Raw genomic sequence first — 23,612 nt, 5'->3', positions numbered from 1 at the left:
TCGCGCATTCGCCGGCCTGCGGCACAATGCGCGCATGCGCCCTTTCTCCGATCCTCAGCTTACCCCTGCCACCGACGACGGCTGGCGCCGGCAATGGTTCGACATCATCTACCGGCACGACACCCGCCCATCGCGCAATTTCGATCTGATGCTGGTGGTGGCGATCCTGACCAGCGTGGTGGTGATCATGATCGACAGCGTGCCGCGCATCCACTCGCATTCGGCGCATTGGCTGGTGCCGCTGGAATGGGCGTTCACCGTGCTGTTCACCGTCGAGTACGCGTTGCGTCTGGCAGTGGTGCGGCGCCCGCTGCATTACGCGCTCAGCATCTGGGGGGTGATCGATTTATTGTCGATCCTGCCCAGCTATTTGTCGTTCTTCGTGCCCGGTGCGCAGACGCTGCTAGTCGTGCGCGTGCTGCGCATCCTGCGCCTGTTCCGCATCCTCAAGCTCACCCGCTATATCGAAGAGAGCGGGCAGTTAGTGGATGCGCTGTGGCGCAGCCGGCGCAAGGTGCTGGTGTTCCTGTTCAGCGTGCTCACCATCACCGTGATCGCCGGTGCCACCATGTATGTCATCGAAGGCCCGCAACACGGGTTCACCAGCATCCCGACCAGCATGTACTGGGCCATCGTGACCATGGCCACTGTGGGTTTTGGCGACTTGGTGCCGCAGACCACGCTGGGCCGCTTCGTCACTTCGGCCTTGATCCTGATCGGCTACAGCATCATCGCCGTGCCCACCGGTATCTACACCGCCGAACTGGCCAGCACGCTGCGCGAAGGCGGCCACGCCGGCAAGCGCGATGTCCGCAATTGCCCGCGTTGCGGGCTGGAAGGCCATGCGCCGGATGCGCGGTATTGCCGGCAATGTGCAGAGCCGCTGCCGGAACTCTCCAACGGCTAAAGTGTCTTGGAGTGGTTGGGCAGTGCGGGTGGATCAGGTGTGGAGCGGCTGATCTGTAGGTTGGCTGCAGGGTCCTTGCCCGCCCACCGGCGCGGGACACGCCGCAAGTACGTCCGTGTAGTGCCGCGTAAGGTCCCGCGACGGTGAGCGGGCAAGGACCCGTCGAGATGGTCGGTGTGTGTGGTCCAAGCAATGCATAGCGTGCGTTTTCTGATAACGGCGCATCCTGCCAACTTTCCAACACAACGCGATCAACAGGCTGGCTTTCATCCAGTCACCGACCAACTTTCTGGTGCGGTGTCCTCACCGATTGCGGGACCGTGTGGCGGCATGGATGCCGCCACCGAGCCTACATGGAGGTACTTGCGGCGTGTCCCGCGAGCGGTGAGGGCACCGCGCCCTCGATCAGTGAGCTTTTGACTACATCTGAATTCAGCTACTACTCGAAATAGCGGTGCCTTAGGAACTTGTACAATCACCTGTTCGATGCGCTTCCACAACGCGACAGAGATGCGTGCACAGCATCAATGCGACATGCGGTTACTCATGTCGATCAGATCGTTGTAGCTGGCCAGCACTGCCTGGCGTGTGCCACCTGGCGGCATCGAGCCGCTTTCCAGCAGCATCTGCTCGCTCTTGTTCAATGGTGTCTTGGTGCGGATACGCTCGACCAGCCGCCCCGACTCGCGCGCAAGCTTGTCGGCGGAACGTTCCATATGGCCCCACATCGCATCGCCCTGCCCGATCTTGGCCTTCTGCGCCTCTTCCAGAATGCCTTGGTAGCGCGCGAGCTGGGACTGCGCTGCGGCAAGGTCTGGCGCGTCGTTGTCGAGCACCTGCACCAGTTGCTTGCCTTCGCCGATGATCTTCAGGTGATACCAGGAGGCGCTGCGGCCTTCTTCCTTTTCGATCGCATCGATCTGGGCCTGGCGACGCGTATCTTCATTATGTTCAAGCGCGGTATTCATGGCTGCGCCGGCTTCGAAGAATGCCTGATAGGCCTGCATCAGCGGCGCGTGCAGCGCCTTCATGCCCTTGCCGTCGTCGCGCAGATAATCCTCGCGGTCGTAGTAGCGCACCGCTTCACCGATACGTTCGTTGAGCGTGGTGAAACGTTCTTGATAGGTCTTGGCCACCGGGTCGAGCTCGGGGTTGGCCGGCGTTTGCGCCAACGCCGCAGTCATCGGCGCGCCACAGTCGTCCACGTGATGCGACAGCACGGTGCCCGGCGCATGGATACCGCTTTCCTTGCCGGTCGGACCAGCCTCGGGGTCCTGCATCCAGCCGATATATTGCTGATAGCTCTCATGGATCGGCTGCTCGACGCCGTTGAAGCAGGTGATGTAGGCGTTGATCTTGTCGGCGCCTTCCACCGCGGCGGCGGGTGCGTTTTTCTGGCAGCCGGCAAGCAGCGCAGCGAAAGCCATCGCCGCGGCGAGCGGCGCATAACGAAGTTGATGGGTCATCTTGCGTTCCATTGATGGGTTGAAGAAGGTGGCGCCGCAGCGTGCGGCCGAATGACATCTGGCGCAGCCGATCGCCCGGCACACGAACGATGGCTTAGGACAGCAGTGCTTACTCACGATTGCTTTCGGACACCAGTGCGTTGTAAGTGTTGAGCAACTTGCGCGACGAGCCTTCGGGCGCCAGCGAGGGGCTATTCAACCAGCCCTGTTCCAGCTTGCTATAGGGCGTTTTTTCGACTACGCGTTTCACCCGCGCCTTGGCTTGTCTGCGGAAGGTTTCTGCAGCGGTTTCGAAGCTGTTCCAGGTCAGCCTGCCCGGCTCCTGGTCGGCCACCTTGGCATGCGCCTCATCGGAGAGACGGTTGAAGCCGTCCAGCAGCGCGGTGACACGTGGCACGTCGAACTGATCCTCTTCCAGCGCATCGGCGATCTTCTTGGCGTCGAGCATCATCGCCAGCCGGTAGTACTCGCGCGTGCGGCCCTCGCCCCGCTCCAGCATCTTGAGTTTTTCGCGTTGCGCCGCGTCGTTCTGCATGTCCAGTTCGGCGCTGAAGGTGGTACTGGCATCGGCGTAGGTCGCCAGCGCATCCATCAACTCCGGATGCAGCTGTTTGCCCTTGGCGAACTGGTCGTCTTCGTAGTCCTGCCGCGTGTAGTAATCGGCCACCGCGTGACTGATCGGCTGCAGCGCCTTCAATGCCGCGCGGTAGTCGCGTGCTGCCTTATCCAATGCGGACAGCGATGGTTTCGCCGCAGCGGCCGCACTGACCGGCGCATCGCACTGCTTCATGTCGTCGTGGTCGATGTCGTACGGACCGGTCATGCCGGATTCGCGACCGGTTGGGCCGGCGAACGGGTCCTGCATCCAGCCGGTGTAGTACCTGGCGCCGGCGTGCACTTTCGCGTTGACGCGGTTGAAGCAGTCGATGTAGGCGCCGAGCTTGGCGTTGACGCCTTGAAAGGAATCGAGCTGTCTTTCGGTCGTCTTGGTATCGGCACCGGTTACAGGCTGCTGCGACTTGCCGCCACAGGCGGTCGCCAGCACGGACACGCAAGCCACCAGGACAAGCACACGGAACTTCGGAGACACGCGCGGTACAACCCTGTTGGAAACGTTTTCAGCCGCGCACGATAGCAAACCCTACTGTGAACTTTTTGTGCTCACTGCAGGACGCGCATGCCTTGGCTGACACTCCAAAACGCGACCGCGTGTCTGCCACATCCACCATCCTTCGAATCGCGGTACCCCGCACGCCGATTCCCCGGCCGCCCTCCGTATCCAGCCAAGCGCGCTGCGATGTTCGCCGCCCTCAGTCGAGAAACAGATCCGGCAACAACGCACGCGACGGGTCGACCGCATAGCCGCTCAGGTCGGTGATGCCGGCCTGGGCCAGTACCTCGTCGTCGATCAGGAACTGGCCATGAAATCCTGCCGCCTCGCGCGTGAGCACTGCATGTGCGGCGTCGGCCATGATCTCCGGCCGGCGACACGCAGCGGCATCCACGCCATCGATCATGTTGATCGCATCGGTGGCGATCACGGTGCGTGGCCATAGCGCGTTGATCGCCACGCCTTGCGGGCCGAACTCGGCTGCCAGCCCCAGGGTCACCAGGCTCATCCCCATCTTGGCCAGGGTGTATCCGGTATGCGCGCCCCACCACGCCGGGTTCAAGGATGGTGGCGGCGCCAGGGTGAGGATGTGCGGATTGGCCGCCTGCAACAGATGTGGCAGGCACGCTTGCGCGCACAGAAAACTGCCCCGCGCATTGACCTGCTGCATCAGATCGAAGCGCTTCATCGGCGTGTCCAGCGTGCCGCGCAACCAGATCGCGCTGGCGTTATTGACCAGGATGTCGATACCGCCGAACGCCTCGACAGTCGCGGCCACCGCCGCACGCACCTGCTCCTCTTCGCGAATATCGCACTTGAGCGCCAGCGCCTGCCCACCGGCCGCCGTCACTGCCTCGGCCGCGCTATGGATGGTGCCCGGCAACTTGGGATTGGCCACCGCCGATTTGGCCGCAATCGCCACGTTGGCTCCATCGCGCGCCGCCCGCAGCGCAATCGCCAGGCCAATCCCGCGCGAGGCACCGGTGATCAACAGGGTTTTGCCGTTTAAGGTCATGGGAATCGGGAATCGAGAATGGGGAATCGCAAAAGCTTAGCGCCTTGAACGTTCAGCAGCCGACGCACGATCAGCTGCCGCGATGCGCCCTACCGATTCCCTACTCACGATTCCCGATTACCAGCACTTCAAGGCTTCGGCCCCTGCCCCTCGTTGTCTTCCCAATGCAACACGCGGCGGGTCACGAAGCGATAGACCGGTTTGCCAGTGGCGAACCACACCTCGCGCACCCAGGAGGTGCGCTTGAGCACGCGGCGTTCCACCGGGGTGATGGCGGCCGGGCAATACATGCGCTTGTGCTTGAGCAGATGGCGCAGATCCTCGCGTGCAAGCAGACGCATCCAGCGCGCGCGGGGATTGCCGCGCACCGCGAGCTGGAAATCGATCACCGCCGGGCTGCCGTCATCCTGCACCAGCCAGTTGGCCTCCTTGGCCAGGTCGTTGTGCGCCACCCCGCAGCGATGCAGCTGCTGCAACAACTTGCGCGCGCTGCGGAAGTAGGCCAGATCGCCTCGCGGCGGGCGCTGGTACATCGCATCGCCGGCCAGATAGCTGCGATCCAGTTGGCGTCCATCCCAGCGCAACAACCGCGGCGTCCGCGGCAATCCATCCAGCTGACGCAAGGCCAAGGCTTCGCGTCGCGCCAACCACCAGGCCACGCCGCGCAACAACCACGGCGCCACGCTCAGGTCGCGCCGCACGAACACGCGATCGCCTTCGCGGATCAACAGGATGCGCCCGAAGGTATCGGACTTCAGCGGCAGATGGCCGGCGGGATCGTCACTCATCCCCGCATTGTAGGCGGGCCGTCCGCATCCCCACACAGCGCGCGTTGCCTGCGTGTCACACAAGCGTGCAACGTTGTCCGCTCGCAACCCGAGGTGAAGCGGACAGGCCGATGTGACGACGGCGCAAGTCACCTCGTCGCCATGCCCACCTATAATCGCGGGATGAATTCATGGATCGACGCCACGCTGGAGTGGATCGGACAACACCCCACCCTGGCTGGCGTGGTGATCTTTGCCATCGCATTTTGCGATGCGGTGATCGTGCTCGGCGCCATCGTGCCGGCGCTGCCGTTGCTGTTCGCCATCGGCGTGCTGATCGGGCTCGGCCAGATCAACGGCCCGTATGCAATGGTGTGCGCGGCCTTGGGCGCCTTCGTCGGCGACGCGCTGAGCTTTTGGGTGGGCCATCGCTGGGGTCACCAGCTGCATACCTACTGGCCGTTTCGCCGCTACCCGCAATTGCTGGAACGCGGCGAGCTGCTGTTCCGGCGCAATGCCTTCAAGAGCATTTTGATCGCCCGCTACGTGGGCGCGGTGCGGCCGTTCGTGCCGGCCATCGCCGGCATGTCGCACATGCCGTTCAAGCGCTATCTGTTTGCCAGCGGCCTGGCCTGCATCTCGTGGGCGCTGCTATTTTTGGTGCCGGGCTGGGTGCTGGGCACTGCCTACGATGCGGTGGCGGCGGTGGCCGGGCGTTTGTTCGTCGTGGTTACGCTATTGGTCGCGGTGATCGGGCTGGCCTGGGCGGTGGTGCTGTACTCGTATCGCTGGTCGGCCGGCCATCTGGATGCGCTGCTTGCGCGGCTGCTGGAGTGGTCGCATCGGCATCCGGTGCTGGGCAACTGGTCGGTGGGCGTGTTCGACCCGCGCCGTCGCGAGTCGGTGCCGCTGGCGATGATGGCGTTGATGCTGCTGTTGCTGGGCTGGGGCTGGTTCGTGCTGCTGATGGTGGTGCTGGCGCATGGCGAGCCGCTGCGCGTGGACCTGGCCGTGCACGATCTGATGCTGGCGCTGCGCAACCCGTTGGCCGACTACCCGATGGTGGCGCTGGCCTCGCTGGGCGACTGGCAGGTGCTGCTGCCGGCGATCGCCGCAGCAATGGGCTACCTGGCCTGGCGCCGACGCTGGATGGCGGTGGCGCATTGGGTGATCGCGCTGGCCTTTGGCCTGGCGTTGACCCAGTTGCTGGGCGCCACCGTGCAGGTGGTGCGCCCGCCTGCGGCCAGCAGCGGATTCGGGTTCCCGTCGGTGGCCGTCACCATGGCCACGATTGGCTTCGGCTTCTTCGCATTGCTGATCGCGCGCGAGCTGCCCGGCCGGCGGCGGGTGTGGCCGTATCTGGTCAGCGGCGCAATCGTCTCGCTCATTGGCTTCGCACGGTTGTACCTGGGCGCGCACTGGCTGAGCGACGTGGTCGGCGGCATGTTGTTCGGCATTTTCTGGCTGCTGGTGCTGGGCATCGCTTACCGACGCCGCGCCACGCGCGCGTTCTGGGTCAAGCCGGTGTCGTGGATGTTCTACGGCGTGTTCCTGACCTGCGCGATCATCTTCGCGCCGCGCAATCTGGAAACCAAGCTGGCCAAGTTCGAACCGCCGCCGCCGTTGCTGATGGAGTTGCCCACCAGCGACTGGTGGGACGGCCAGTGGCGCCTGCTGCCGGCACGCCGCAACGAATTCGACGACGACCAGCGCTGGCCGCTGGACGTGCAACTGGCCGGCCCGCTCGCACCGCTGCAGCGCCAACTCGAAGCGCGCGGCTGGCGGGTGCAACCGCAGGCCGGTTGGGAGCAAGCGCTGCATCTGCTCGACGTCAGCGGCCGCCCGGACGAGGTGCCGATCCTGCCGGCCACCCTGGATACACAGGTCGAAGCCCTGCTGATGGTGCGTCATGCCGCACCCGGCCATGTGCATGTGCTGCGCCTGTGGCCGGCAGCGGCTCGCCTGCAACCAGACGCGCAACCACTGTGGGTGGGCAGCACCCAGACGCTGCGCTACAGCCGCCATTTCAGCCTGATCGGGCTGTGGTATCCGCTGCGTGGCGTGGACCCGGCGCTGAGCGCTTTGCGTGAAGCACTCGGCCCATTGCCGCATCGCGTCGAACAGCGTCGGCGCTCGCAGGTACCAGTGATCTTGATCGACAGCACTTCCGGAAATGCGGTGCGGCGAGAGGACAAAGACAACGCCGCACCGCAGACGGAAACCACTGGGTCCGATTCGACTGCATCGGATCCGTTACAACAGCGTCGTTGATCGATCGATTGATCAGCGGCGGCGAGCGGCCGGCAAACGCGCAGTCCTGTAGATAAGAGCTGCTAATAAAACGTCTTGAACGCTGTATCGATGGCGGCAACACGTTCGCGTCACTTGGACGCAGTCGAATGTTTAGGTCAACAGCCTGATTGGTCGAGTGCGCGGTGCCCTCACCGCTCGCGGGACACGCCGCAAGTACGTCCATGTAGGCTCGGTGGCGGCATCCATGCCGCCACACGGTCCCGCAAGCGGCGAGGACACCGCACCAGAGAGTTAATCGGTTGCTTTGTTCAAAACCATGCACACCGACCATCTTGATTGGTCCTTGCCCGCCCACCGTCGCGGGACCTTACGCGGCAAGGATGCCGCGTAAGAGCCTACACGGACGTACTTGCGGCGTGTCCCGCGAGGGTGGGCGGGCAAGGGCCCGGCAGCCAAACCGCAGATCAGCCGCTCTCCAATCGACTCGCAGTCTGCTTTGCTTAAAACCATGCACACCGACCATCTCGACTGGTCCTTGCCCGCTCACCGTCGCGGGACCTTACGCGGCATATGCCGCGTAAGAGCCTACACGGACGTACTTGCGGCGTGTCCCGCGAGGGTGGGCGGGCAAGGGCCCGGCAGCCAAACCGCAGATCAGCCGCTCCGCAAGTGATCTATCCACCCTGTCCAATCACTTCAAGATAAACAAGATTCCGGGTGTTTAGCGCCGTGGATGTGCACAGGCCGCATTGGTCAAGGACGCGATGCACTCACCACAACACACCATCCACCGGCTGCATCGGCTCCGGCGCCTGCTCGCCAATTGCCTGTAACGCATCGATTTCCACCGTGCGGCACATGCTGTCCAGCGGCAGATCGTGGATGGTGTTGGCGAAGGGATCGACCAACTCGTCGCCGATCTTGAGCACTGCCAAAAACATCAAGCCCGCAACGGTCGAACCCACCGGTGTGGCGTATTGCAGTGTCTCCACCAGGCCGATCGGCAGCAACACGCAGAACAGCCGCGTAAACAGGTTCGGATAGAAGCGATATTGATACGGCAGCGGCGTATTTTTCAGCCGTTCCATACCGCCTTGTGCGTTGGCGATGTCCACCAGAATGCGCTCGACACTGGCCTGCTGGATGCTGTCGATCCAGCCATCGCGACGCGCCTGCTCCACGCTGCGCCCGGTGTTATCGAGTAGCCCATTGGCGACATTGGTGCGCGTGATCACCGAGGCCACCTCATCGGCATCCAGCCGCGATTCCAGCACCGCATCCACTGGCAAACGACGTAGCTGACAGCGCAGCGCATGCACGTACGCGACCTGGCGCAACGCGATCGTGCGCCCCAGCGCCGCGGCTTCCGGCGCAGACAACACGCTGATGCTCAGACGTACCAGGTTGCGCGATGCATTGATCATCTGGCCCCACAGCACGCGCCCTTCCCACCAGCGTTGGTAGGTCGAATTGGCACGAAACCCCAGAAACAACGCCAATGCCGAACCGAAGATGGTCAACGGCAACGCCGGCGCGCGGAACGGCAGCACGTAGTAGATGATCGTGATTAACACATCCCAGACGAACAGCACCGCCAGGGTCCGCCAGACCTGGTCGAACACATCGGATACACGCGGTTTGACATCGATGATCAAGGCACACTCCATGGATCGATAACGAGTGACGCCGTTGCGCGCATCCAGTGCATGGATGCCATCGTCAGCGCACTCAAGCGTGGCGAGTGTGCCGCTGCAGCGGTGCAAGCGCGGTGATGGGTCTCACCCGCGCCACAGCATCACCGCGTTACGGCATCCACACCAGCAACTGATCCAGGCGCCGATGCGGATCGTCCTGCTGCAACAACGACAGGCGTTGTTGCTCGGTCAGCGGCAGCAACTCGGCCAACCGCCAACCCACCCAAGCCGCTTGATCCAGCAGGCCAGGTCCGGCCGATGCGAATTCGCCACCCACCTGTTCGAGCATGCGCTCGAGCACGGTGGCCAGCAGGCTGTGCTCGGGGCGCAACTCGTCATCGCTGTCAGGCTCGCACCAACTTACCTCGCCCACGACAAGCCCGTTGTCGCGGATGCGCGAACGCCGCACATGGAAGCGCCGCGTCCCGCGCAAACGCAGTACCAGCACACCGTCGGCACCAACGTCGAAATCCTCGATACGCACTTCGGTGCCGAACGCCGCCGGTGTCGCCGGTACGCCGACTTCTGCACCATCCAGTATCAGACACACCCCGAAACTGGTGCCGGTGCGGCCGCACTCGCGCACCAGATCCAGATAGCGCCGCTCGAACACGCGCAAGCCCATCGCAGCGCCCGGCAACAGCACGTTGTGCAGCGGAAACAGCGGCAGTGCGCCGCTGTCGGCAGTGGTGGTCATTTCGTTCATCAGGACAGCTGCGCCAGAAAGCGACGCGGCGCACCGTCGAAGCCGCCATTGGACATGAACACCACATGGTCGCCGGGCTGCGCAATCTCGCCCAGCGTCTGCAGCAATGCATCCACGTCGTGCGCCACATGTGCCTCACCGCGCACCTGCGCAATGATCGGCGTCGCATCCCAGGCCAATTCGGGCCGATGCAGGAACACCACCGCATCGGCATCTTGTAACGATGGCGCCAACGCCTGCGCATGCGCGCCCAGCCGCATCGAATTGCTGCGCGGCTCAATCGCCACCAGCACGCGTGCCGCGCCGACCTTCGCACGCAAGCCCTGCAGCGTGGTCGCAATCGCGGTGGGGTGATGCGCAAAATCGTCGTACACAGTGATGTCGCGTGCCTGTCCCAGCACTTCCAGTCGCCGTTTGACGCTTTGAAAGCGCGCCAGCGCCGGCATCACCGTTGCCGGATCCACGCCCACTGCATGCACGGCGGCCAGCGCCGCCAACCCGTTGAGTACGTTATGCCGACCGACCAGCGGCCAGTGCACCTGGCCGATCTCCACACCGCGATGCAACACTGCAAACGCACTGCCATCGGCCGCGATCAAGCGTGCGCTCCACTCCAGCGCCGCATCGAAACCGAAGCGCTCCACCGGCGTCCAGCAGCCCATCGCCAGCACCTCGGCTAGGCGAGCATCTTCGCCATTGACGATCAGGCGCCCGCGCGCCGGTACCGTGCGTACCAGATGATGAAACTGGCGCTGGATCGCCGCCACGTCCGGAAAGATGTCGGCGTGGTCGTATTCCAGGTTGTTGAGGATCGCCACCAGCGGCCGGTAGTGCACGAACTTGCTGCGCTTGTCGAAGAACGCAGTGTCGTACTCGTCGGCTTCCACCACGAATTCGCGCCCCTGCCCCAACCGCGCCGACACGCCGAAGTCTTCGGCCACCCCGCCGATCAAAAAGCCCGGCGCACGCCCGGCCGCCTCAAGCAAAAAGCTCAAAATGGTGGTGGTGGTCGTCTTGCCATGGGTACCGGCAACCGCCAGCGTGTCGCGGCCCGGCAGCACCTGCTCGGCCAGCCACTGCGCACCGGAGGTGTAGCGACGCCCCGCGTCCAGCACCGCTTCCACGGCGGGGTTGCCGCGCGACAAGGCATTGCCGATGACCACATCGGTGGTCTCGGCCGAAATATTGGACGGCGCGTAGCCCTGCGCCAGCGCGATGCCGAGCGTTTCCAGCTGCGTGGACATCGGCGGATAGATGGCTTGGTCGCTGCCCTCTACCGGCCAGCCCAGCTCGCGCGCGAGGGCGGCGACACCGCCCATGAAGGTCCCGGCGATGCCGAGGATGTGGAGTTTGGTCATGCCGCACATTGTCGCCGATCGCCGGAGTTGCGGGACATTCCGATCCATCGCCAACGGCGCTGTCAGGAAACCCCTACCGTACTGTCGGGAATTTCCCGATATGCGAACCTCGTCACATATCTCACTATGCTGAACGCCAGTCGCAGCACCCTTTTGGTCCTACTCCCCAAGTGGCCAAAATCCCCAGGGGGCTCATGCTGTCGGGGCTCTGAGCAAGCCCATCACTGGCGTTATTCCGCCCCGGCCGTCTAGTACGACCAGGGTTTTTCTTTTTGCGGCATCGCACATGCGAAAAAGCCGCGCAGCCTGATGGCGCGCGGCCTTGTCAACCAGGTGCGTGGGCCAGGCGTCGCGCCCGGCCCCAGCCGACTCAGCGGCCCAGCGCCTTGCTGATGCGCTCGAGCACTTCGTCCAGCGAACCCACGCCATCCACGCGCGCCAGCTTGCCGCGCTGCTCGTAGAAGCCGATCACCGGTGCGGTGGAATCGGTATAGACCTGCAGGCGCTTGCGTACCGACTCGGGGTTGTCGTCTTCGCGGCCCTCGGCCTTGGCACGACCAGCGATGCGCTCGACCAGCAACTCGCTGGCGACATCCAACTGCACCACTGCATCCAACGGCTGACCGATCTTGCCGAGCAATTCGTCCAGCGCATTGGCCTGCGCCACGTTGCGCGGATAGCCGTCGAGGATGAACCCCTTGGCGACATCGGCCTGACCGAGCCGCGCCTCCAGCATGCCGAGCAGAATTTCGTCGGACACCAGATCGCCGCGTGCCATCACTTCCTTGGCCTTCAGGCCAAGCGGTGAACCAGCGGCCACTTCGGCACGTAGCAGATCGCCGGTGGAAATATGCGGGATCTCAAACGTGTCTTTGAGCCGTGTCGCCTGGGTGCCCTTGCCCGAACCGGGCGGTCCCAACAGAACCAATCGCATCAGTGGACTCCACTTTCGAATAAAAACGCGTTGCGGTTGGCGGCGTTAGACTCAGGTCTTCGCCAGCGCTGACCGTATGGTCGTGCAGCTTACCGCATCCGGGGAATGTCCCGGCACTGTCCCCTGCGCCATGCCCCATTGAGGAGCCCGTCCCCTATGACCACTGGCAACTTGTTGTATGCCCAATCCGGCGGCGTCACCGCCGTCATCAACGCCACCGCCGCCGGTGTGATCACCGAAGCGCGCGCGCGCAAGATCAAGGTGCTGGCGGCACGCAACGGCATCCTGGGCGCATTGCGCGAGGAGCTGATCGACACCTCGAAAGAATCCGCCGCCGCGATCGCCGCACTGGCGCAGACCCCCGGCGGCGCATTCGGCTCGTGCCGCTACAAGCTCAAATCGCTGGAAGAAGACAGCGCCAAGTACGAGCGCCTGCTGGATGTGCTGCGTGCGCACGACGTGCGCTGGTTCCTCTACAACGGTGGCAACGACTCGGCCGATACCGCGTGGAAGGTCTCGCAACTGGCCAAGGCCTACGGCTACCCGCTGCACTGCATCGGCGTACCCAAGACCATCGACAACGATCTGGCGGTGACCGACACCTGCCCCGGATTCGGCTCGGCGGCCAAATACACCGCGGTCTCGGTGCGCGAGGCCGCGCTGGATGTCGCCGCGATGGCCGACACCTCCACCAAGGTCTTCATCTACGAAGCGATGGGCCGCCACGCCGGTTGGCTCGCCGCTGCGGCAGGCCTAGCCGGCCAAGGTCCGGACGATGCACCGCAGATCATCCTGTTGCCCGAGCGCGCCTACGACCAGGCCGTGTTCCTGGCCAAGGTGAAACAGGTAGTGGAAAAGGTCGGCTGGTGCGTGGTCGTCGCCAGCGAAGGCATCCAGGACGCACACGGCCGCTTCGTCGCCGACGCAGGCGGCGCAACCGACTCGTTCGGCCATGCCCAGCTCGGCGGCGTGGCCTCGTTTCTCGCCGCGCAGGTCAAGCAGGAACTCGGCTACAAGGTGCACTGGACGCTGCCCGATTACCTGCAACGCTCCGCACGTCACTTGGCCTCCAAAACCGACTGGGAGCAGGCGCAGGCCGTCGGCAAGGCGGCGGTGCAATACGCGCTCAAGGGCATGAACGCGGTGATCCCGGTGATCGAACGCGTCAGCGACGCACCGTACCGCTGGAAGATCGTGCCCGCCCCGCTGCACAAGGTGGCCAACCACGAAAAGAAGATGCCGCCCAGCTTCCTGCGCAAGGACGGCTTCGGCATCACCGAACGCGCCCGCCGCTATTTCGCCCCGCTGATCAAGGGCGAAGCGCCATTGGCTTACGGCAGCGACGGCCTGCCGAAGTACGTGACCTTGAAGAATGTGGCGGTGGCGAAGAAACTGTCGGCTTGGGAAGGCTGAGTTTCAGGTGTTGCCAGGCGGAAGAATCCATCGCTTCCATCGAGAGGACCGCATGCGCAACCTGCCCTAGCCTTCTCAGCATCCTGTTGCAGAAAGCCGAGAGCAAAAGGCATCGGTGGATTAACTGATTCCGCCAATGGAGCCTGGCAGCAAGACCTCGCTTGATTGCGCAATCACTTCAGCGCTACATCGTCGGCTTTCGAAGCCGACCAAAAGACAAAACAGCGCATCCCAACATTGCCGGGGTGCGCTGTTTTTAGTATCTCGAAACGAAACAGAATCGCTCGTTTACTGACAAGCCTTGCCTTCCACCGTCATCTGCGCAGCAAACATCGGCACCTGCGGCATCTTTCCGGCTGCGGCCTGTTGCTTGGCTTCTTCCAGATAGATACGTGACTGGCCTTGGCCATCGAGTTGCGGCTTTGCCTCCACCGGCTTGCGCCAGATGCGCACCACGGCCTGCTGCGCCGGGCAGGCGGCGCTCGGGACGCGGATCACGTCGTTGAAGATCCAACCCGATGCGACGCTGGGCGTGGCCTTGGCGAAATCCACGAAGCGTGCGCGCGGCTGGCAGGTCGGGCTGCTGCGTACGACCGAGAAGGTGTATGGCTGCGCGGCGTTACCTGTGAACACACCTTCCAGACGAGCGCAGGCTTCGGGAATCTGGCGCAAGGTATGCACGGCACCGACCGCTTGCGCGGTGCCCGCTGCACGCTGTTTCAACTCCGGCGTTGGCTCAGCAGCAAGCGCGTAGCTGGTGAGCAACAGGGCTGCAATCGTCACGGCAGACTTCGACGCGGCATAGTTCGACATACACACTCCTGGATCGGGTCGATCACGTTGGGCCGCAGGCTGTCACGCCGCGACTGAACAACATGCCAAAGCCGTGGTGGTGGCAGCCTCACAAGGTGCGGCGCATACTCGGCCGCGATCCGGCCACATGAACATCGCGACGCGCGTTACGGTCATTGTGGCCGTCGAGTCCGTATTCGCCAGTCCACTCGCTGCGTGCATCGCCCTTGGTTCGTCCCGACCGGACGACATCCATTCTCTTGGGAGGGGTCATGCTGGAACATTACGGATTACTGCTTGCACTGGGTTGTGCGGTCCTGGCAATCGTCTATGGAATTGTGTCGGCACGCTGGGTGATCGCGCAGCCGAGTGGTAATGCACGCATGCAGGAGATCGCTGCAGCGATCCAGGAAGGGGCGCGCGCTTATCTCAATCGACAGTACCTCACCATCTCGATCGCCGGCGGCGTGCTGTTCGTGTTGGTCGGGCTGTTTCTAAGCTGGTACACCGCGGTGGGTTTTGCGATCGGCGCGGTGCTGTCGGGGCTGGCCGGCTATATCGGCATGAGCGTGTCGGTACGCGCCAATGTGCGCACCGCCGAGGCCGCGCGGCATGGTATCGGCAAGGCAATGGATGTGGCCTTCCGCGGCGGCGCCATCACCGGCATGCTGGTGGTGGGCTTGGGATTGCTCGGCGTGGCAGGTTATTACGCGGTGCTGCAGGCGATGGGCCTGCCGTTGGAGCAAAACCTCCACGCACTGGTGGGGCTGGCATTCGGGTCTTCGCTGATCTCGATTTTCGCGCGCCTGGGTGGCGGCATCTTCACCAAAGGTGCGGACGTGGGTGCGGATCTGGTCGGCAAGGTCGAAGCCGGCATTCCCGAGGACGACCCGCGTAATCCAGCAGTCATCGCAGACAACGTTGGCGACAACGTCGGTGACTGCGCAGGCATGGCAGCGGATCTTTTCGAAACCTATGCCGTCACCGTGATCGCCACGATGTTGCTGGGCAGTCTGACGCTGGCCGACACCGGGCCGCATGCGGTGCTGTATCCGCTGGTACTCGGTGGCGTGTCGATCATCGCCTCGATCGTGGGCGCGGGCTTCGTCAAGGTCAAAGCCGGCGGCTCGATCATGGGCGCGCTCTATAAAGGCGTGATCGTCTCAGGCGTACTGGCCGCACTCGCCTACTGGCCAATCACCCAGACGCTGATGCGCGACAACATCCATGGCGCGACGTCGTTGTATGTATGCGCATTGATCGGCCTGGTGCTCACCGGCCTGATCGTCTGGATCACCGAGTACTACACCGGCACCCAATACAAGCCTGTGCAGCACGTGGCAGCGGCGAGCACCACCGGCCATGGCACCAACATCATCGCCGGGCTTGGCATCTCGATGAAATCCACTGCGCTGCCGGTGATTGCGGTGTGTGCGGCGATCTGGGGTGCGTTTTATTTCGGCGGGCTGTACGGCATTGCGACCGCCGCCACCGCGATGTTGTCGATGGCCGGCATGATCGTCGCGCTGGATGCGTACGGGCCGATCACCGACAACGCCGGCGGCATCGCCGAAATGGCCGAGTTGCCACCGGAAGTGCGCAACATCACCGACCCGCTGGATGCGGTGGGCAACACCACCAAAGCGGTGACCAAAGGCTATGCGATCGGCTCGGCAGCGCTGGCCGCCTTGGTGCTGTTTGCCGACTACACCCACAACCTGCAGGCGGCCAATCCCGGCGAAGTCTTCGCCTTCGATCTGTCCGACCACACGGTGATCATCGGCTTGTTGATCGGCGGGCTGATCCCCTACCTGTTCGCGGCGATGGCGATGGAAGCGGTGGGACGCGCGGCAGGCGCAGTGGTGGAAGAAGTACGCCGCCAGTTCCGCGAGATCCCGGGAATCATGGCCGGCACTGCCAAACCCCAATACGACCGCGCAGTCGACATGCTGACCCGCTCGGCGATCCGCGAAATGATCGTGCCTTCGCTGTTGCCGGTCGTGGTGCCGATCGTGATCGGCCTACTGCTCGGGCCACGTGCGCTGGGCGGGCTGTTGATCGGCACGATCGTCACCGGCCTGTTCCTGGCGATCTCGATGACCACCGGCGGCGGTGCCTGGGACAACGCAAAGAAGTACATCGAAGACGGCCACTTTGGCGGCAAGGGCAGTGAGGCCCACAAGGCCGCGATCACCGGCGACACAGTGGGAGACCCCTACAAGGACACCGCAGGGCCGGCGATCAATCCGTTGATCAAGATCATCAACATCGTGGCCTTGCTGCTGGTGCCTTTGCTTTAGTGCGTTCCATGCCTTCTGAACGTGTGCAACCCGGCGTCAAGCACGCAGGCCTCCAGCATCTTGGCCGGTGACGACGGATGACGGAGTAGAGCGCGGCTGATGCGGTCATCGCAGCACTCCGCTGCCATTGGCATGCGACCGGGCCGGCGACAGATGGAGCTGTGCGAGATGCGCAGCTCCACCTGTCACATGCTCAGAGGCAGCCGATCAGGCCGTCATAGATCGGCGGCGCGCCGTTCGGCAGCGGCTCGAACAGCGGGTTGGTCACCGCCAGCGTGCTGTACATCTCGTCCAGCCGGGTCCCGGCCTTCAGAGGCGCCGTGCAGCGCCAGACCCGGCTGTCCGAACGCAAGTATCCGCTGCGGGGATCGACGCTGATCTCGCTGGCGCCGAAGGTCCAGATGCAGCTGCGCACCACGCCGGTCAGCCGATGCACCGAGCAGCGGAAGCGTAGCGGCTGGTAGTCGCTGAATTCGCCACCGCAAAAGGTGTCGCCGCAAATATTGTCGAAATCGCGTTCCAGCCGCTGCTCCAGATCGACGAACGCCTCCCAGCCTTCGCCATTGGCGGGCCAGTCCACCGCGTCGACGAAGGTCGGCGGCGGTGTTGCCGCGGCGGCAACCTGGGCGAACACAGACAGCAGCAGGACAACGAGCAAACGTGCGAGCTTGGACATGGCAATTCCCTTGCAGTGGATGAGCCTGCAGCGTGCGCCGCGCCTTTGGCCGCAACGATCGGGGAGCTGCTCATGATGAATGCGGACTATGCCGCGTGACGGGGTCGGCGCATTGCCCATTCAGTGTCGCTGCACCGCAACAGCCGAACGCGTAGAATCGCGCTCCACACACTGCTGAAGCCTCGGAGCTACGCGCATGGGACTGGAACTGGTCACCGCCGGCAAGAATCTGCCGGACGAAATCAATGTCGTCATCGAGATCCCCAAGGATTCCGAGCCGGTCAAGTACGAAGTGGACAAGGCCAGCGGCGCGATCTTCGTCGACCGCATCCTGTCGACCCCGATGCGTTACCCCTGCAACTACGGCTACGTGCCCAACACCTTGTGTGGCGATGGCGACCCGGCCGATGTGCTGGTGGTGCTGCCGCTGCCGCTGGTGCCTGGCTCGGTGGTGCGTTGCCGTCCGGTGGGCGTGCTGCGCATGAGCGACGAAGCCGGTAGCGACGAAAAAATCCTGGCCGTGCCGATCGAGAAGATCTTCTCCGGCTATGCGCACATCGAGGACATCAATCAGGTGTCCAGCCACTGGATGGAGCGCATCGGCCACTTCTTCGAGCATTACAAGGACTTGGAGAAGGGCAAGTGGGTCAAGCTGGATGGCTGGGGCGGCGCGGCCGAGGCCAAACGCATCCTGGTGGAGTCGGTGGAACGCTACAATTCCGACGCAGCCTGATCGATCGAGCGTGATGCAGCCCTGCAGATGCAGGGCGATCGGGATCACGCTTTTCGCGTGATCCCGGTGACCGCAGTCGGCAGATTGGGTACATTGCCGACAGCGTATGACCGGTGTCTGTCGCCGGTGACTCTTGGGGAAGTGTCTTGCGTATTCTGTTTGTTGGGGACGAAGCCAGCCTTCCGTCCGACCTGAGCGACTATGTCTCTGATCTGGGCGATCAGTGGCAGGCGCAGCAAGTGGCCGACGGAAATTCGGCGATCGAAGCTGCAGCGTTATCGCCGTTCGATGCCGTCATCGTTGCACCGGTGCTGCCGGATCTCACTGCCGCCACGTTACTGGGGCAAATCCGTACGTTGCGCCCGGACACCATTCGTATTGCGTTGATCGATGCGCAGGATGGTCAGCGCACCCCGCCGGCCCGCATCATCGGGGTGGCACATCGCTTCCTGCCGATGCCGCTGGCGCCGGAAGTCCTGCTTGAGGCGGTCACCAGCCTGGAAGAGCTGCGCGATCTGCTCACCAATCCGCGCTTACGCGCCGCGATCGGGCGGATCGAGAAGCTACCGTCGCCGCCGCATCTGTATCTGAGCCTGATGCACGCGCTGGAAGAAGACGAAGGCGCCGATGCGGCCGATATCGCCAAGCTGATCGCCGGCGACCCGGCGATTGCGGCAAAAGTGCTGCAGCTGTGCAATTCGGCATTTTTCTCCGGTGGCCGCAGCATCACCGATCTGCGCACGGCGGTAACCCGTCTGGGCGTGGCGACGCTGCGCGATCTGGTGCTGGCCAGCGAAGTATTTTCGGTGCAGACCTTGACCCCGGCCGAGCGCAATGCGATGCAACGCCGCGCCCTGCTCTCTTCGCGTCTGGCTGCAAAAGTGTTGCCACCGACCAGTGCAGAACTCGGCTCCACCGCCGCGCTGCTGGCCGATATCGGCCTGTTGCTGCCCGGCGTGCGCGACGAGCGCGAACCGCCGGCCGAAGGCGGCGACGAGCGCCTGGGCCACACAGAAGCGGGCGCGTACCTGCTCGGTCTGTGGGGCCTGCCGATGCCTATCATCGAAGCGGTGGCCTTCCATCGCCACCCGCAGCGCTCCAGCCTGCGCAGCTTCTGGGTGACCGGCGCGGTGCATGTCGCCACGGCCCTGGCCAGCGGCGAAGCTGTGGACGAAGAGTATCTGTCCAAGGTGGGCGTGATCACGCGCCTGCCGAAGTGGCGCGAGCAGGCCGAGACGTTGTTGGGGCTTGCCGAGGCTTGAAACCAAGGCGCTACTGCTGATGTAGCAAGCCGATATAACAAGAAGGGCGCGACACGGTCGTGCCCTTTTTCTTTGGCTATTTCCAGCTGTTTTTCTACGCCATTTTCTTGAACAACTGGCTACAAAACACAGCGAATATAGCTGTCGCTCGCCATGCATTACTCGCGCATCGAAGCACATCCATACGCACTCCATCATGACTCACGTAGTTGCCTGCATCGCAGGCCTCACCCTACCTGCAGTCAAGGCAAGGCGATCAATAAACGATAGACAAAAAAACGGGCCTTTCGGCCCGTCTTTTTTTCACCTTACGACGCTTCGATGATCAGAAGCGCTGGTTGTACTGCACGAACAGGAAGCGGTCGTAATCCAGCATCGGATCGATGGCCGCAGTGCTGCTGTTGGTGATCGAGTAGGTCACCGGCGGCTGCTTGTTCCAGATGTTGCGGGCACCGACGGTCACGCTGCCATCCCACGGAGCCTGCCAGGTGACAGAGACGTCCTGGTAGGAGATCGAGCCCTTCTTGTTGGAACCGGTGCCACCGCCCCAGCCCGGATTCGGGGTCTGGTAGTTCGGGTTGTTGCACTCGATGCCTGCCGCTGCATCCCAGCAGTAATCACGGAAACCGCCGTAGTAACGCAGGTTCCAGTTGGCCGACAACGCGCCCAACGACCAGTCCAGACCCAAGGTGGCACGCACGCGCGGGAAGTTCCAGTAGCCGGCGGAGTTTGCCCACTCGGCACCGGCTTCTGCCTGCGACTTGTAGGTCGCCAGGTAGTTGGTGTCCAGGTTGACAGCGAACTTGCCGTACGCGGTTTCCGGCATGCGATAACGCACACCGAAGTTGTAGCCTTCGGTTTCCAGACGGCCCAGGTTGACGTTGCCGCGGCTCAGCGTGGTGACCTGCCCGGTGACCGCGTCGCGACCGTAGTCGGCGCAGTAGCTGGCCAGGCTGTTGAGGTAGCAGTTGTTCAACACATCATTGGCCGTCAGCGACGTGATGATGTTGGAGATCGAAATGCGGTACCAATCCAGCGAGAAGTCCAGGCCCTGCACCCAATGCGGGCTGTACACCATGCCCACGGTGCGGGTGATGCTGTATTCCGGCTCAAGCTCGGCATTACCCACGCCCGAATTGAACGGCGCATTGCCCTGCACGTCGCGGCGGGTGACCGGATTGCCTGCGGTGTCGGTCTGACGGAAACCAGCCGGCAGGCCTTCGCCGGCGCAGCGTGCTGCCACACCCGCATTGCCCAACGAACCGAAGGTCGCATCGCACGGATCGGTGAAGGTATCGAACGTCTGCGAGCCGCCACCGAAGGTGTCCGACAGCGTCGGCGCACGGAACCCGGTGCCGTAGGTACCGCGCACAAGCAGGTCGTCGATCGGCTTCCAGGTGAAGCTGAACTTGCTGTTGGTGGTATCGCCGAAGCGGCTGTAGTTGCTGTAACGCGCGGCCACGTCGAACGACAGTTCCTTAGCGCCCGGCAGATCCTTCAACACCGGGATCAACAGCTCCAGATAGGCTTCGTTGGTCTGGTAGCGACCTTCGGTGGCCTGCGCAGCCAGGTCGGTGGTGTAACCAGCGCTGGACAGCTGATCCGGGTAGTCGTAGCCACTGATTTCGCGGTGCTCGACGCCTGCGGCGAAGCCCAGCTCACCGGCCGGCAGATCGAACAGACCACCGGTGACGTTGGCGGTCCACTGCTTGCTCAGGCTTTGCTGCGTCGACTGGCCCAATGCATTGATGTACTGCAGCGCGTTCGGTGTGGAGGCCGACGGGCCACCCAGGATGTTGAACGGGGTGCACTGGCCCAACGCGTTGCTGGTGCCCAGCGGCAGCGGGCTGGCAGCCGTACCGCACTGCACCTGACCCTGTGCATTGAGGAACGAGGGGCCCAGCGCCTTCTGCAACGCCAACAGGTTGATGTTGCCGCGCGAAACCTGCGTCACATCGTACTTGTTGTAGTTGAAGCCCACGTCCCAGTTCCAGCCGTGGCTACCCACGTCGAACACGCCTTCCAGCGCTGCATCGAAATGCAGGGTCTTGACGTTGCTTTCGGTGGTGCGCGGCAGTTCGACCGTGCGGCGGAACCAGCTGGTGATGTCCTGGCCGACCGGGTTGTAGTAGCTGCTGCCGCTGATCGCCACCGGGAACTGCGGCTGCGAAGAGGCCTGCAGCGGGTAGCCGGCGATCTGACGGTTCGAGTCGCGCTCGGAGTACATCGCCGTCGACTTGAAGGTGATGCTGTCGGTGATGTTGTAGCTGCCGGTGGTGAAGATCGACTTGTTGCGGCTGGACTGCTGCAACATCATCTGGTCGACGGAGTTGTAATAGTCGTCGGTGGTGATGTCGTTGTGGTAGTTAGCGATGTTGCGCGAATCCGCACCAACGCCACGGCCGTCGAACGAACCGGTGTGGTTGAGGATGTAGGTTTCACCATTGGAGGTGAAACGACCCCACGGGCCGGTCGCGCTCAGGCTGTCTTCGATGTGGTTCGGGCCGGCCGAGTAACGGGTCAGCGCGCGATCCTTGGCCCACACCGGATCTTCGTTGGTGTAGTTGGCGCCGAACACCAGCGACGCACGGTCGGTGGTGGTGCCGGCGGTGAAGGAGTACTGCTCCTTGGAACCGTCGCCACGACCGTTCTGGCCAAAATACGCCGAGGCTTCTGCACCGTCGTAGTTCTGGCGCAGGATGATGTTGACCACACCGGCCACGGCGTCGGAGCCGTAGATCGCCGAGGCGCCGTCCTTCAGGACTTCGATGCGCTCGATCAACGAGCTCGGGATGGTGGACATGTCGGTCAGGCCGTTCAGGCTACTGGTCCAACGCTTGCCGTTCACCAGCACCAAGGTGCGGTTCTCGTTCAGGTTATACAGGTTGACGTATTGGCCGCCCTGCTCCGGGTCGGAGGTCAGCACTGCAGCCTTGCTGTAGGTCTGGGTGCCGGCAATCGACAGGTTCTGGAGGATGTCACCAACGCTGACCAGACCCGACTTCTGAATGTCCTGCTGGGTGACGGTGAACACCGGCTGCGCGGTTTCAACGTCGACCGAGCGGATGCGCGAGCCGGTGATTTCAATGCGGTCCAGCGTCGTGGTCGACGGGGCGGACTGCTCTTGTGCATTGGCGGCAAAAGCCGGCGTCAACGCGATCGCAATACCGGCGGGCAACAGGCCCAGCCGCACTGCGGAGGTGCGAAGGTTCATCAATCTCTCCAGGGTTCGTTAGTGGCGCGTTAAGCGCCCCCGTGCAAATTACGATTGCGTGAACATCGTCGCTTTGCGCGTCACGTTCCGTGGCTTTGCCGAATCTGGCGGATTTGTCGTTTGGTCGCGATAACGCGATGCGGAGACACCGAAGCGCGCACGAAACGCACGTGCGAAGCTGCAGCAATTGTCGAAGCCGCTTGCCGCCGCAACCTCGCCGATCATCATCGAGGTATCGCGCAACAAATCGGATGCACGCTCCAGGCGCAGACGTGCCGACAAGGCCTGGGGACTCTCTTCGTACAGGCTCTGAAACGTCTTGGAGACATACCAACTGGAGAAGTTGGTCAGCTGCGCCAACTCGGCAATGCGCACCACGCGGTCGCTGTTGCCTTCCAGATACATGCGTGCGCGCTGCATGCGGCCAAACACCTGACGGCGACGGCTACGCGAGCGGCCCGGGCAGCGCTGCTCCTGTTCGATGAAATCGCGTTGCATTGCCGCCAAGTGCAGCAGCAACGGGCGCGCTGGCGCACTGCCACTTTGTGCGGACGCATTGCGCCATAGACGCAATGCAATGCGCAGATCGCTACGCGAGAGCTGGCTGCGACCTGGATACAAGGTCGCATCGGTCAACTCGGACAACGATTGCAGGCTTTCACTATCTAGGCTGACTCCGACACAGAGTGCGTTGCGGTCCGCTTGTACCGTGGGATGGGAGTCCTTGTCGAAGGCGATCCAGTCGCCGGCACGCAGACGGAAGCGCCCTTCCTTGGATTCCACCCATGCGCGGCCACGCAACTGCACCCACAACGTAAAGGTGGTGGCCATGGTGCGGATGCTGCCCAGACGCGAGACCGCCAGACAGGTCGTGGATGTCGACTCGCTGGCACCATCCAGTGAAAGTGCGAGCCCGCGATCTGCGGTGATGACCTGTTGCATGCTGGCAGCCCCCTGTACGAAAGAGGGCGTAGTGTTTTGCCGAATCTGGCGCGAGTCAGGAAGTTATGA

The 23,612-nt window shown here is 63.3% G+C and carries 18 protein-coding genes; 6 read left to right on the top strand and 12 right to left on the bottom strand.

The features are described from left to right. Window positions 1-34: 34 nt before the first annotated feature. Window positions 35-907, top strand: a complete 873-nt coding sequence (locus FFY45_RS01795) for an ion transporter (protein ID WP_176339137.1) — start codon at window positions 35-37, stop codon at window positions 905-907. A gap of 524 nt (window positions 908-1,431) precedes the next feature. Here the strand turns inward: FFY45_RS01795 and FFY45_RS01790 are convergent. The 4 genes from FFY45_RS01790 to FFY45_RS01775 all read right to left on the bottom strand — a co-directional run bounded on the left by FFY45_RS01790 (window position 1,432) and on the right by FFY45_RS01775 (window position 5,287). After that, complete coding sequence (locus tag FFY45_RS01790) at window positions 1,432-2,373, bottom strand: YiiG family protein (protein ID WP_255171842.1); 942 nt, start codon at window positions 2,371-2,373, stop codon at window positions 1,432-1,434. A 109-nt stretch (window positions 2,374-2,482) separates the two neighbouring features. Next, window positions 2,483-3,463, bottom strand: a complete 981-nt coding sequence (locus tag FFY45_RS01785; RefSeq protein ID WP_176339135.1) for a DUF3829 domain-containing protein — start codon at window positions 3,461-3,463, stop codon at window positions 2,483-2,485. Between the two features lie 220 nt (window positions 3,464-3,683). Beyond that, window positions 3,684-4,499, bottom strand: a complete 816-nt coding sequence (locus FFY45_RS01780; protein ID WP_176339134.1) for an SDR family oxidoreductase — start codon at window positions 4,497-4,499, stop codon at window positions 3,684-3,686. 128 nt (window positions 4,500-4,627) lie between these two features. Then, complete coding sequence (locus tag FFY45_RS01775; RefSeq protein ID WP_176339133.1) at window positions 4,628-5,287, bottom strand: serine/threonine-protein kinase; 660 nt, start codon at window positions 5,285-5,287, stop codon at window positions 4,628-4,630. 162 nt (window positions 5,288-5,449) lie between these two features. On the opposite strand from FFY45_RS01775, the gene FFY45_RS01770 reads away from it, so the two are divergent. Then, entirely contained in the window at window positions 5,450-7,537 is a 2,088-nt protein-coding gene (locus FFY45_RS01770) for a bifunctional DedA family/phosphatase PAP2 family protein (RefSeq protein WP_176339132.1), read from the top strand. 752 nt (window positions 7,538-8,289) lie between these two features. On the opposite strand, the gene FFY45_RS01765 is transcribed toward FFY45_RS01770, so the two are convergent. The 4 genes from FFY45_RS01765 to FFY45_RS01750 form a co-directional block, all read right to left on the bottom strand. Further along, window positions 8,290-9,174 carry a bestrophin family protein gene (locus FFY45_RS01765; protein ID WP_176339131.1) on the bottom strand — a complete coding sequence of 295 codons (885 nt, stop codon included), beginning with the start codon at window positions 9,172-9,174 and terminating at the stop codon, window positions 8,290-8,292. 148 nt (window positions 9,175-9,322) lie between these two features. Then, entirely contained in the window at window positions 9,323-9,919 is a 597-nt protein-coding gene (locus tag FFY45_RS01760; protein WP_176339129.1) for an LON peptidase substrate-binding domain-containing protein, read from the bottom strand. Then, entirely contained in the window at window positions 9,919-11,286 is a 1,368-nt protein-coding gene (gene mpl / locus FFY45_RS01755) for a UDP-N-acetylmuramate:L-alanyl-gamma-D-glutamyl-meso-diaminopimelate ligase (RefSeq protein ID WP_176339127.1), read from the bottom strand. The genes FFY45_RS01760 and mpl overlap by 1 nt, the downstream gene beginning before the upstream one ends. Window positions 11,287-11,647: 361 nt before the next feature. Continuing rightward, a complete protein-coding gene (locus tag FFY45_RS01750) occupies window positions 11,648-12,211 on the bottom strand; it encodes an adenylate kinase (RefSeq protein ID WP_006451255.1) in 564 nt (187 codons plus the stop codon). Between the two features lie 156 nt (window positions 12,212-12,367). On the opposite strand from FFY45_RS01750, the gene FFY45_RS01745 reads away from it, so the two are divergent. Continuing rightward, complete coding sequence (locus FFY45_RS01745; protein ID WP_176339125.1) at window positions 12,368-13,624, top strand: 6-phosphofructokinase; 1,257 nt, start codon at window positions 12,368-12,370, stop codon at window positions 13,622-13,624. A 288-nt stretch (window positions 13,625-13,912) separates the two neighbouring features. Here the strand turns inward: FFY45_RS01745 and FFY45_RS01740 are convergent, their stop codons facing one another. After that, complete coding sequence (locus FFY45_RS01740; RefSeq protein ID WP_176339123.1) at window positions 13,913-14,437, bottom strand: hypothetical protein; 525 nt, start codon at window positions 14,435-14,437, stop codon at window positions 13,913-13,915. A 251-nt stretch (window positions 14,438-14,688) separates the two neighbouring features. Between FFY45_RS01740 and FFY45_RS01735 the strand changes: the two genes are divergently transcribed. Then, complete coding sequence (locus FFY45_RS01735; RefSeq protein ID WP_104549797.1) at window positions 14,689-16,716, top strand: sodium-translocating pyrophosphatase; 2,028 nt, start codon at window positions 14,689-14,691, stop codon at window positions 16,714-16,716. A gap of 193 nt (window positions 16,717-16,909) precedes the next feature. On the opposite strand, the gene FFY45_RS01730 is transcribed toward FFY45_RS01735, so the two are convergent. After that, window positions 16,910-17,392, bottom strand: a complete 483-nt coding sequence (locus tag FFY45_RS01730; RefSeq protein ID WP_176339122.1) for a hypothetical protein — start codon at window positions 17,390-17,392, stop codon at window positions 16,910-16,912. 196 nt (window positions 17,393-17,588) lie between these two features. On the opposite strand from FFY45_RS01730, the gene ppa reads away from it, so the two are divergent. Then, window positions 17,589-18,125 (top strand): inorganic diphosphatase, encoded by a 537-nt coding sequence (gene ppa / locus FFY45_RS01725; protein WP_006449843.1) that lies wholly within the window; start codon window positions 17,589-17,591, stop codon window positions 18,123-18,125. 113 nt (window positions 18,126-18,238) lie between these two features. After that, window positions 18,239-19,387, top strand: coding sequence for an HDOD domain-containing protein (locus FFY45_RS01720; protein WP_043889416.1), 1,149 nt, complete (start codon window positions 18,239-18,241; stop codon window positions 19,385-19,387). 325 nt (window positions 19,388-19,712) lie between these two features. On the opposite strand, the gene FFY45_RS01715 is transcribed toward FFY45_RS01720, so the two are convergent. Together FFY45_RS01715 and FFY45_RS01710 are read right to left on the bottom strand one after the other, a co-directional pair. Then, complete coding sequence (locus FFY45_RS01715) at window positions 19,713-22,601, bottom strand: TonB-dependent receptor plug domain-containing protein (protein ID WP_023905020.1); 2,889 nt, start codon at window positions 22,599-22,601, stop codon at window positions 19,713-19,715. A gap of 48 nt (window positions 22,602-22,649) precedes the next feature. Then, on the bottom strand, window positions 22,650-23,543 hold the full coding sequence (locus FFY45_RS01710; protein ID WP_115040913.1) for a helix-turn-helix domain-containing protein: 894 nt from the start codon (window positions 23,541-23,543) through the stop codon (window positions 22,650-22,652). Between the last annotated feature and the right edge of the window lie 69 nt (window positions 23,544-23,612).

This window comes from Xanthomonas hortorum, assembly GCF_011305375.1.
GTDB classification, from domain to species: Bacteria; Pseudomonadota; Gammaproteobacteria; order Xanthomonadales; family Xanthomonadaceae; genus Xanthomonas; species Xanthomonas hortorum_E.
This window is presented reverse-complemented; position numbering and strand designations above follow the sequence as displayed.